Source organism: Streptomyces sp. NPDC054961, from assembly GCF_053609145.1.
The window spans coordinates 44,803-56,185 of sequence record NZ_JBSGWY010000032.1; the positions used below are offsets into that span (position 1 = coordinate 44,803).

At 71.5% G+C, this 11,383-nt stretch carries 8 protein-coding genes; 5 read left to right on the forward strand and 3 right to left on the reverse strand.

What is annotated here, in order from left to right; all coding sequences use genetic code 11:
- Positions 1-210 precede the first annotated feature (210 nt).
- Positions 211-867 carry a superoxide dismutase gene (locus tag ACWF9Z_RS25875; RefSeq protein WP_453605643.1) on the forward strand — a complete coding sequence of 219 codons (657 nt, stop codon included), beginning with the start codon at positions 211-213 and terminating at the stop codon, positions 865-867.
- 136 nt (positions 868-1,003) lie between these two features.
- On the opposite strand, the gene ACWF9Z_RS25880 is transcribed toward ACWF9Z_RS25875, so the two are convergent.
- The gene (locus ACWF9Z_RS25880; RefSeq protein WP_453605645.1) at positions 1,004-1,651 is read right to left on the reverse strand and encodes a mycothiol-dependent nitroreductase Rv2466c family protein; all 648 of its coding nucleotides are present in this window, start codon (positions 1,649-1,651) and stop codon (positions 1,004-1,006) included.
- Positions 1,652-1,761: 110 nt separating this feature from the next.
- On the opposite strand from ACWF9Z_RS25880, the gene pepN reads away from it, so the two are divergent.
- Both pepN and ACWF9Z_RS25890 read left to right on the forward strand, forming a co-directional pair.
- Entirely contained in the window at positions 1,762-4,326 is a 2,565-nt protein-coding gene (gene pepN, locus ACWF9Z_RS25885; protein ID WP_453605646.1) for an aminopeptidase N, read from the forward strand.
- A 186-nt stretch (positions 4,327-4,512) separates the two neighbouring features.
- Complete coding sequence (locus ACWF9Z_RS25890; protein ID WP_453605648.1) at positions 4,513-5,472, forward strand: hypothetical protein; 960 nt, start codon at positions 4,513-4,515, stop codon at positions 5,470-5,472.
- Positions 5,473-5,528: 56 nt separating this feature from the next.
- Here ACWF9Z_RS25890 and ACWF9Z_RS25895 read toward each other — a convergent pair whose 3' ends face one another.
- A complete protein-coding gene (locus ACWF9Z_RS25895; RefSeq protein ID WP_453605650.1) occupies positions 5,529-6,461 on the reverse strand; it encodes a pyridoxamine 5'-phosphate oxidase family protein in 933 nt (310 codons plus the stop codon).
- Positions 6,461-6,919: a VOC family protein gene (locus ACWF9Z_RS25900; protein WP_453605652.1), complete on the reverse strand. Its 459-nt coding sequence runs from the start codon at positions 6,917-6,919 to the stop codon at positions 6,461-6,463. The genes ACWF9Z_RS25895 and ACWF9Z_RS25900 overlap by 1 nt, the downstream gene beginning before the upstream one ends.
- A gap of 148 nt (positions 6,920-7,067) precedes the next feature.
- On the opposite strand from ACWF9Z_RS25900, the gene ACWF9Z_RS25905 reads away from it, so the two are divergent.
- The gene (locus ACWF9Z_RS25905; protein WP_453605654.1) at positions 7,068-7,634 is read left to right on the forward strand and encodes a CGNR zinc finger domain-containing protein; all 567 of its coding nucleotides are present in this window, start codon (positions 7,068-7,070) and stop codon (positions 7,632-7,634) included.
- A gap of 273 nt (positions 7,635-7,907) precedes the next feature.
- The gene (locus ACWF9Z_RS25910) at positions 7,908-11,240 is read left to right on the forward strand and encodes a S8 family serine peptidase (RefSeq protein WP_453605656.1); all 3,333 of its coding nucleotides are present in this window, start codon (positions 7,908-7,910) and stop codon (positions 11,238-11,240) included.
- Positions 11,241-11,383 lie beyond the last annotated feature (143 nt).

The window sequence follows — 11,383 nt, forward strand, 5'->3', positions numbered from 1 at the left end:
CCCGGCTACCGGGCGGGGCGGCGCGCCCGCCCCGGGGCATTCCCCGGCGCCCCCCCCCGGCTCGGCGGGCGGCGGGGGGCCGGCCGGGGGGGCGCGCCTTCGCCATACCCGGGCGACCCTTATATGTGAGGTGGAACAGATACTGCTAGCGTGCAGTTGCGCATTGATTGCAATAAGCAGTTGGCACGCCGAGGGGACCGGATCACACGCATGGCCATCTACACGCTTCCTGAACTTCCCTACGACTACGCGGCACTCGAGCCGGTGATCAGCCCACAGATCATCGAGCTGCACCACGACAAGCACCACGCGGCCTACGTCGCGGGCGCCAACACCACGGTGGAGCAGCTGGAGGAGGCGCGCGACAAGGAGAACTGGGGCGTGCTGAACGGCCTGGAGAAGAACCTGGCCTTCCACCTCTCCGGCCACATCCTGCACAGCATCTACTGGCACAACATGGCCAGCCCGAAGACCGGCGAGGGCGGCGGCGAGCCCACCGCGGCCGACGGCCTGGGCGACCTGGCCGATGCGATCACCGAGTCCTTCGGCTCCTTCGCGAGGTTCCGCAAGCAGCTGACCTTCGCGTCCTCCGCGACGCAGGGCTCCGGCTGGGGCGTGCTCGCGTACGAGCCCGTCAGCGGCCGCCTGATCGTCGAGCAGATCTACGACCACCAGGGCAACGTCGGCCAGGCCTCCGTGCCGGTCCTCGTGTTCGACGCCTGGGAGCACGCCTTCTACCTGCAGTACAAGAACCAGAAGGTGGACTTCATCGAGGCGATGTGGAACGTCGTCAACTGGCAGGACGTGGCCAGGCGCTACGCCGACGCCAAGGCGAACACCCCGCTGCTGATCCCCGCCAAGGGCTGATCGGCGCCACCCGAAAGCCCGTCCGCCTCGTGATCGTCTTCTCACCTTCACGTGCGGGCGTGTCCACCGGAAGGCCCCCGCGAGGACAGGACTCGCGGGGGCCTTCCGCGCCGTCGGCGGCTCGGGCTCCGGTCGGCTAGTCGAAGACCGGGCCCTGGGTGCGGGTGCGCTTGATCTCGTAGAAGCCGGGGGTGGAGGCGACCAGCAGGGTGCCGTCCCAGAGGCGGGCGGCGGCCTCGCCGCGCGGGGCCGGGGTGACGACCGGGCCGAAGAAGGCCACGTCCTCGCCGTCGGCGCCGGGCACCGAGATCACCGGGGTGCCGACCTCCTGGCCCACCCGGTCGATGCCGTCGTTGTGGGAGGCGCGCAGCACCTCGTCGTACTCGTCGGAGTCGGCGTAGTGGATCAGCTCGGCGGGCAGGTCGACCTCGGCCAGCGCCTCGGCGATCGCTTCGCGGGTCGGGCCCTTGGCCTCGTTGTGGAAGCGGGTGCCGAGCGCGGTGTAGAGCTTGCCGGTGACCTCGTCGCCGAACTTCTGCTGGGCGGCCACGACCACGCGCACCGGTGCCCAGCCCTTGGGGCCGAGGAGCTCGCGGTAGCGCTCGGGCAGCTCGTCGAGCTTGTTCTCGTTCAGCACGGCGAGGCTCATCACGTGCCAGCGCACCTCGACGTCGCGGACCTTCTCGACCTCGAGCATCCAGCGGGACGTCATCCACGCCCAGGGGCAGAGCGGGTCGAACCAGAAGTCGACGAGGGTCTTCTCTTGCACCTGGCGCTCAGCCATGTCTCTCCTCAGATCGGAACGTTCCTCCCTGCCCAACCGTCCCGGCCGCACACGCATTCCCCCGTGGGAGGATTCGGTCAGATATCGCGATCACGCACGAAGGAGTGCATGTGCCCGGAGAGAATCTGTCCCGTGACGAGGCCCGCGAGCGGGCCGAGCTGCTGTCCGTCGACGGGTACGAGGTGGTCCTCGACCTGAGGTCCGCGGTGGACGGGGCCGAACCGGCCGAGGGCCCCCGGACGTTCCGCTCGGTGACCACCGTCCGTTTCCGCGCCGCCGAGCCGGGGGCGTCCAGCTTCGCGGACCTCATCGCACCCTCGGTGAACACCGTGACCCTCAACGGGCGCGCGCTGGACCCCTCGGCCGTCTTCGACGGCACGCGCATCGCCCTGGACGCCCTGGCCGCCGAGAACGTCCTGGTGGTGGACGCGAACTGCGCGTACAGCCGGACCGGCGAGGGCATGCACCGCTTCGTGGACCCGGAGGACGGCGAGGTCTACCTCTACACCCAGTACGAGCCGGCCGACGCCCGGCGGGTGTACGCGAACTTCGAGCAGCCCGACCTGAAGGCCCCGTACCGCTTCGAGGTGACCGCGCCCGAGGGCTGGCAGGTCTGGAGCAACGGCGCCGAGGAGTCCCGCGAGGGCGCGACCCGGCGCTTCGCCGAGACCGAGCCGATCTCCACCTACATCACCTGCGTGGTCGCGGGCCCGTACCACTACGTCACGGACACCTACACGCGCGGGGACCTGACGATCCCGCTCGGCGCGATCTGCCGCAAGGGACTGGCGAAGCACTTCGACGCGGACGACGTCTTCCTCGTCACGAAGCAGGGCTTCGACCTCTTCCACGAGATCTTCGACTACCCGTACCCCTTCGGGAAGTACGACCAGGCCTTCGTGCCGGAGTACAACCTGGGCGCGATGGAGAACCCGGGGATGGTGACCTTCCGGGAGGAGTACATCTTCCGCGGGAAGGTCACGCAGGCCTCCTACGAGCGGCGCGCGAACACCATCCTGCACGAGATGGCCCACATGTGGTTCGGCGACCTGGTCACCATGAAGTGGTGGGACGACCTGTGGCTGAAGGAGTCCTTCGCGGACTTCATGGGCTCCTTCGCGCTGGTCGAGGCCACCCGCTTCGACCAGGCCTGGGTCACCTTCGCCAACAACCGCAAGGCGTGGGCCTACCGGGCCGACCAGCTGCCGTCCACCCACCCGGTCACGGCCGACATCCGTGACCTGGAGGACGCGAAGCTGAACTTCGACGGCATCACCTACGCCAAGGGCGCGGCGGTGCTCAAGCAGCTCGTGGCGTACGTGGGCCGGGAGGCGTTCCTGGAGGGCGCGCGGCGCTACTTCAAGGCCAACGCCTACGGGAACACCACGCTCGACGACCTGTTGTCGGTGCTCGCGGAGGTCTCCGGGCGGGACATGGCCGAGTGGTCGCGGGCGTGGCTGCAGACGGCCGGGGTGAACGCGCTGACCCCGGTGGTGACCTGCGACGCGAGCGGCCGGGTGACCGAACTGGCCGTGGTCCAGGACGGCGAGGAGCTGCGCCCGCACCGGGTCGCGGTGGGCCTGTACCGGCTGGACGCGGACGGCTCGCTGGTGCGCTACGCGCGCGCCGAGGCGGACGTGGCCGGGGCGCGGACGGTCGTCGGCGAGCTGGCCGGGCAGGAGGAGCCCGCCCTCGTGCTCGTCAACGACGAGGACCTCACCTACTGCAAGATCCGCTTCGACGCGGCGTCGCTGGCCACGCTGCGCACGCACCTGGGCTCGGTGACGGACCCGCTGACCCGCGCGCTGTGCTGGTCGGCGCTGTGGAACCTGACGCGTGACGCGCTGATGCCGGCGCGGGACTTCGTCTCGCTCGTCCTGGCCCACGCGGGCCGGGAGACGGACGTCGGCGTCCTGCAGATGCTGCACTCGCAGGCCCTGTCGGCGGTCACCCACTACGCCGCTCCGGGCTGGCGGGAGCAGGGCGGCCGGGTGCTGGCGGCCTGCGCGCTGCAGGAGCTGCGCTTCGCGGAGCCGGGATCGGAGCACCAGCTGACCTGGGCCCGGTTCTTCGCGGCGAGCGCCGCGACCGAGGGTGACTTCCAGCTGCTGCTCGGCCTGCTGGACGGCTCGGCGCGGATCGACGGCCTGGAGGTGGACCAGGAGCTGCGCTGGGACTTCCTGCTGCCGCTGGCCGCGCACGGGGCGGTGGACGAGGACGTCCTGGCGGCCGAACTGGCGCGCGACGACACGGCGTCGGGCAAGCGGCACCAGGTCCGCTGCCTGGCGGCGCGGCCGTCGGCGGCGGTCAAGGACCAGGCCTGGGCGGCGGTGGTGGAGTCGGACACGCTGTCGAACGCGCTGGTCGAGGCCACGATCGCGGGGATGCAGCAGCCTTCACAGCGAGGGCTGCTGGCCGGGTTCACGGAGCCGTACTTCGCGGCCATCGAGCGGCTGTGGGCGGACCGGTCGATCCAGATCGGCATGGACGTGGTGAAGGGCCTCTACCCCTCGCTGCAGGACGACTCCGCCACGCTGGACGCCACCGACGCGTGGCTGGCCGCGCACGAGTCGGCTCCGCCGGCGCTGCGCCGCCTGGTCCTGGAGTCCCGCGACGACCTGGCACGCGCGCTGCGCGGGCAGCGCTGCGACGCGACGGCCGGCGAGGCCGCGTAACCCTCTGGCCTGCGCTTCACGCGCCGGCGGGGCCGGGATTCCCGGCCCCGCCGGCGTTTTCGCGCCCGGGGCCGAACGACGGTATCGGCATTCGAACGCCCGTACTTTAGCCCTGGCTTGTCCCGATTTGTCGACGAACGTGTAACAGGGGTTAGCGAGGCCACGGCCCGAGGGAATCACCGCGTCATGAACCACAACGCACCCCTCCCCCTCGCCCACCTCACGGGCACCCGCCCCCGCGTGCTCTCGCTGGCCCAGCTCCGCGAGCACGGGGTCTCCGCCTCCGACGCCGCCGAGCGGGACTGGCAGCAGGTCCTGCCCGGCGTGTTCCTGCTCCACTCCGGACCGGCGACGAGCGAGGAACGGCTGCAGGCCGCGCTGCTCTACGCGGGGCGGCGCGGCGACGAGGTCATGATCACCGGGCTGGCCGCCCTCGCGCTGTACCGGTTCTCCTGCATCCCCACCCTGCCCCGCCTCCCTCAGATCGACGTCCTCGTGCCGAACACCCGACGGCTGCGCTCCACCGGGCAGGTCCGCCTCGTGCGCACGCACACCCCGCCCCGGCCGATGGAGGTCGCCGGACTCCCCGTCGTGCCCGTGGCCCGCGCCGTCGCCGACGCCGTCGCCCAGCTCTCCGACGCCGCGACGGTCCGCCGGCTGCTCAGCGAGGCCGTGCGCGCCGGGCACTGCGAACCGGCCGCCGTGGTCAGGGAACTGACGGTGGCCCGGCTGCTGAACCGGCCGCACGTGATCGACGCCGTCGAATCGCTGCTCGCGGAGGGCCGCGCCATCGCCGAGGACCGGCTGTACCAGCTCGTACGGGGCTTCGAGCTCCCCGAGCCCGTCTGGAACGTGGACCTGCGACTGCCCGGCGGCCCGCACCTCGGCGGGGTGGACGCGTACTGGCCCGAGCACGCGGTCGCCGTGGAGATCGACACCCGGGCCCCGCGCCAGGCCGAGGACGAGGAGTGGTCGGAGTCGGTCCGCAAGCGGGAGGCGCTCGAGCGGTGCGGGGTGACCGTCCTGCACGTCACCCCGCGCAAGCTGCGCGACTGGCCCGAGCAGCAGGCGGCGATCGTACGGACCGCCCTCACGGCGTCCGACGACCGCGAGCCCGCCGCCTACCTCGTCGTCCTGCCCAGGTGAGCCGGTCCCGGCTCCAGCGATCCCGGCTACCGGTATCCCGGCTACCGGGGGCCCGGCTACCGGGGGCCCGGCCGCACCGGCCCCTGCGGCGCATGCGGCGCATGCGGCGCATGCGGCGCAGGATTCGCCGGCGAGTACTCCGGGGCGCTCCACCGCAGCCGCCCCGGGTGCACGCTCTCCACCACCGCCTCGACGCGGAAGCGGACCCGCCGCTCCCCGTCCGCCCCGAACTCCGTCTCCGCCCGCCCGCTGAGCTGGAGCAGGGCCCCGCTCTCCCAGTCGGGGAAGAGCAGCCCGGCCCGCGGATCGGTCAGCAGGTTCCCCAGCGTCAGGAACATGGCGTTGCCCGGATAGTCCGGCCAGGCCAGCTCCGTCGGCGACAGCACCTCCACGAAGCCCGGCAGCCCGCCCCGGTGACTCGCGTCGGCCCCCTGCGCCCCGGAGGCGGTGGCGACGAAGAAGGTGTCGGCGGCGCGCACGGCCCGCCGCTGGCCGGGGGTGAGCGCGTGCCCGCGCCGCACGACACCGGCCCCTTCGGCGGCGAGTGCCACCGGCTGCCGCTTCTGGAGGTACTTGGGACAGTTCGCGAAGACCTCCTCGGCCGCCACGGCGAACCCTCCCCCGGTCACCTCCAGGGTTCCGTTGAGCCGCATCCGGCGCCGGGTGCGCGGGTCGAGGGCGATGGTCCCGACCCGGGTGCCGGCGCTCGCCAGCGCCCCCGCGAGCGGATCGCCCTCCGGGATCCCGCCGTGGACCGCGATCCGGTCCGGCCCGGTGGCCCGTACGAAGCCCGGGGCGCCGGTGAGCAGCGAGGACCAGAGCAGTCCGCCCGCGTCGGCGGCGCCGACCACCAGGTGGGGCTGCTGCGCCAGGAAGGCCGCGGCGACGTCCTTGATGGAGGGGGTGACCGAGCGGCCCACGTGCACGGCGTGCTCGCGGACGCCGACCCGTTCCTGTACGGCCAAGGATCCCCAGTGGTACCCGGACATTAGAAGAACCCGCAGGTCGGGGCCCCCGCGACGGGAGCCTCCAGGTGCTCTTCGGCGACCGGCGAGAAGATCTCCAGGCGGGTCCCGTCGGGGTCGTGGAAGAAGATCCCGCCGGTGTGCGCGCCCTCGCCGTGGGCGACGAGCCCCTCGTACGCGAACGCGACGCCCAGGCCGCGCAGCCGCTCCTCGTACGCCCTGACCTCCTCCACGCTCCCGGCGGAGAGCGCGAGGTGGTGCAGTCCGGCCGCGTCGGCCGCGTACCCGCTCCGCGCCTGCTCCCACAGGGTGAGGACGAGCTCGCCGTCCTGGCCGAGGAAGGCGAAGCGGCGCCCCTCCTCCTTGCCCTCGCCGAGCGGCTCGAAGCCGAGGGCGCCCTGGTAGAAGGCGAGCGAGCGGGCGAGGTCGGTGACGTTCAGCCCCACGTGGCCGGTGCGCAGCTTGCTGATGACGGCCGTCATGACGGGTCCTTTCGGCAGGCCCCTCGTCGGGGCTCCATACGAACTCTTCTCTAACCTTCTATCTCCAAATTAAAGGTTAGAACCTGAGGAGTCAACCGTTCACGTAGACTTAGGGGGTTAGTGGGCGGACGCACCGGAGGAACACGAGATGACGACACCGGCGGTGGACCCCCGCCCCCTGACCGGCGAGCCGGTGGCCCTGGACCTGCTGAACACCCGCTGGAACCAGGAGGGCGAGCCCCTCGACCTCTTCGCCGGGGCCTTCGGGCTGACCCGCGTGGAGGGGCTCGCGCTGTGGCTGGAGAGCACGGGGCTGGCCGGCCGCTTCCGCGCGGACGCGGCGACCCTGGTGCACCTGCTGACCGTCCGCGAGGCGCTGGCCCGCGCGGTCCGGGACCCGGCCGACGAGAGCGCCCGCGCCCTGATCGACGCCGTGCTGGAGCACGGACGGATCCGGATCACCCTGACCCCGGCGGGGATCGGCGAGCGGCCCGAATTCGCCGACCCGTCCTGGGGCCCGGCCTGGACGGCCGCCCGCGACTACCTGGAACTGCTGGCGTCCGGGCCCGGCAGGATCCGCGCGTGCGCCTCCGAGACGTGCGTGCTGCACTTCCACGACACCTCGCGCAACGGCACCCGGCGCTGGTGCTCGATGGCGGCCTGCGGAAACCGGGCGAAGGCCTCGCGGCACTACGCGCGCACGCGCGAGCGCTGAGCGGCCCGAAGTTGTCACACCCGATCCGAGACGCGGCCGCACCCCGCCCCTGACGGACGGTCGGGAAGTCTACAAATCCATCTTTTGGCCCGCAGGTTCGTACCGTTCCACCCCGGTACGGGCCTGCTGGCGCATCCCACGCACTGGCGGGAGTCCGCCACGGCAGGTCTCGGTCAGTGACAACTCTCCCCAAAGAGCTGTCACTTAGGCGAGGCTGACCGGTCATCCGGCACCGAAATCCGGACCGTATCTTTCACTTAGCCAGGGATGCTGATGACCCTCGACTCCCCCGCTCGTTCCTCACAAGGCGGCATACCCGTGTCCCGGCGCGCCGTGCGCGTCGCGGCCGCGGCCGGCCTGGTGGTCGCCCTCGCGGCCACCGGCGCCATGCCCGTCTTCGCGGCGACCGGCACCGACAACCCCACGGCCAACCCGGCGGTCAAGTCGGCTGACCAAAAGCTCGGTTCGGCCGACGTAGAGCTGCTGCAGGAAGCCCGGACCAAGGGCGACAAGACCGTCACCGTCATGGTCGCCACCGCTCCCGGCGAGACCCAGCAGGTGGCCAAGCAGCTCGACGGCGTCCAGGGCGCCTCGGTGGGCCAGACGTACGACAAGCTCGGCTACGTACGCGCCACCCTGCCGACCGACAAGGCGGAGGCCGCGCTGAAGGCGGCCGCCAAGCTGTCCTCGGTGCACGGCATCGACCTGCGGCACGAGATCCAGCTCCCGGACCCCCGTCCGGACGCGGACCGCGAGGCCGGCGCGGCCAAGAAGACCTCGGCCGAGACCTACCCCGGGCCGGACAAGAACACGCCCGCGAAGAACCCGTACAACCCGTCCTTCGAGACCGGTTCGCTGGACTTCCTCAAGGACAACCCGCAGGCCGACGGCCGCGGCGTGACCATCGGCATCCTGGACTCGGGCGTCGACCTCGGTCACCCCGCGCTCCAGAAGACCACCACGGGCGAGCGCAAGATCGTCGACTGGGTCACCGCGACCGACCCCCTCGCCGACGCCGACGCCACCTGGCGCGCCCAGATCACCCCGGTGACCGGCGGCACGTTCACCGCGGGCGGCGGCAGCTGGAAGGCCCCGGAGGGCTCGTACCAGTGGAGCCGCTTCACCGAGTCGATCACCGCCACCGGTGACATGAAGGGCGACGTCAACCGGGACGGGGACACCACCGACCGGTTCGGCCTGCTCTACGACCCGGTCGCCGGGACCGTCCGCGTCGACACCGACCAGGACAACGACTTCACGAACAACGAGCCGATGAAGCCGTACAAGGACGGCTACCAGATCGGCTACTTCGGCACGGACAACCCGGCGACCGACGTCGCCGAGCGCATCCCGTTCGTGATCGAGATCCGCAAGGACGTCCCGATGGACCCGCTGGGCGGTGACTGGGTCGGCAAGAAGGCCGACTTCGTCAACGTCGGCATCATCGAGTCCGAGCACGGCACGCACGTCGCGGGCATCACGGCCGCCAACGGCCTGTTCGGCGGCGCGATGAACGGCGAGGCGCCCGGCGCCAAGATCGTCTCCTCGCGCGCCTGCTCCTGGTCCGGCGGCTGCACCAACATCGCGCTGACCGAGGGCATGATCGACCTCGTGGTCAACCGCGGCGTGGACATCGTCAACATGTCGATCGGCGGCCTGCCGGCCCTGAACGACGGCAACAACGCGCGCTCCGAGCTCTACAAGAACCTCATCGACACCTACGGTGTCCAGCTCGTCATCTCGGCGGGCAACGAGGGCCCCGGCGTCAACACCATCGGCGACCCCGGCCTCGCGGACAAGGTCATCTCCGTGGGCGCGGCGGTCTCCAAGGAGACCTGGGCGGCCAACTACGGCTCCGGCGTGACCACGAAGTACAACATGTTCCCCTTCTCCTCGCGCGGTCCGCGTGAGGACGGCGGCTTCACGCCGACGATCACCGCCCCCGGCGCGTCCATCAACACCACCCAGACGTGGCTGCCCGGCTCCCCGGTGAAGGAGGCCGGTTACAACCTCCCGGCCGGCTACTCCATGCTGCAGGGCACCTCGATGTCCTCGCCGCAGGCCACGGGTGCCAGCGCCCTGCTGATCTCGGCCGCCAAGCAGCAGCACATCGCCCTGACCCCGGCGAACCTGCGCATCGCGCTCACCAGCAGCGCCAAGAAGATCGACGACGTCCCGGCGCACGCCCAGGGCTCGGGTCTGATCAACATCCCCGGTGCGTGGGAGTCCATCCAGAGCGGTGCGACGGCCAACGAGTTCACCGTCAAGGCCCCGGTCGACACCGCGATCGACCAGTTCCTGAAGACCCCGGGCTTCGGCACCGGCGTCTACGACCGCGAGGGCGGTCTGAAGGTCGGCCAGAAGAAGGTCTACAACGTCGTCGTGACGCGCACCACCGGCGTCAAGTACGGCACCCCGCACCAGCTCAGCTGGCGCAACAACGACGGCACGTTCAAGGTCCTCGGCGACTACGACTACGTCACCCTGCCGCTGAACAAGCCGGTCACCATCCGGGTCGAGGCGAAGGCCAAGACGGCCGGCGTCCACAGCGGCATCCTGCAGCTCGACGACGCGACCACCGAGGGCATCGACAAGCAGATCCTCTCCACGGTCGTCGTCTCCACCCCGCTGGCGAAGCCGTCGTTCGCCTACTCGGACACCTCGTCCGTGCAGCGCAACAGCCACAAGTCGTACTTCGTGACCGTCCCCGCGGGCGCCAAGACCCTCGAGGTCGCCCTGGGCGGTCTGAAGCCGGGCAGCCAGACCCGCTTCATCTCGATCCACCCGTACGGCGTGGGCGTCGAGGACAGCGCGACGACCCAGTGCTACCCGAACTACGACAACCCGGCGAACCTGTGCCGCCCCGACCTGCGTTCGTACGCGAACCCGCTGCCGGGCGTCTGGGAGATCGAGGTCGAGTCGCGCCGCACGTCGCCGCTGCTCGACAACCCGTACAAGCTGGACGTCTCCGTGCTCGGCGCGGCCTTCGACCCCGCGGTCAAGGTCCTGCCCGAGGTCAAGCAGGGCACCCCGGCGCCGGTCCAGTGGACCGTCAAGAACGAGGGCGCGGCCATCTCCGGCGGCAAGCTCCAGGGCGGGCCGCTCGGCTCCGCGAAGGTCGCCAAGCCGACCATCACCCCCGGTGAGACCCAGACGTCCGAGGTCACGATCGGCGAGGGCGTCTCCCGCCTCGACATCGCGATCGGCAACGTCTCCGACACCGCCGCCGACCTCGACCTCGAGGTCTACAAGGACGGCGTCAAGGTCGGCTCCTCCGCCGACGGCGACTCCGACGAGGCCGTGAGCCTGGTCAACCCGGCCGCGGGCACCTACACCGTGAACGTGATCGGCTACGCGATCCCGTCCGGGACCACCACGTACGACTACCGCGACGTCTACTACTCGGCCGCCCTGGGCACCGTCCAGGTCGACGAGGCCGCCGCGGTCAACCTCGCCAACGGCGCCTCGGCGTCCGTCTCCGCGAACGTGCTGGTCAACAGCGCCGCTCCGGAAGGCCGCCAGTTCTTCGGCGAGGTCAAGCTGCTCAACGCCCGCGGCACCGCCGCCGGCACCGGCAGCGTGCAGATCGAGAAGGTCCTCCCGTAACGGGAACCGGCTGATCGCATGACGGAGGGGGGGGGGGGCGGGGGGGGGGGGGGGCCGGGCCCCCCCCCCCCCCACCCCCCCCCCCACCCCCCCCCGCACCCCCCCACCGCGGGGGCGCGGCGCCGCGCGCTGAGGTGGGGCGG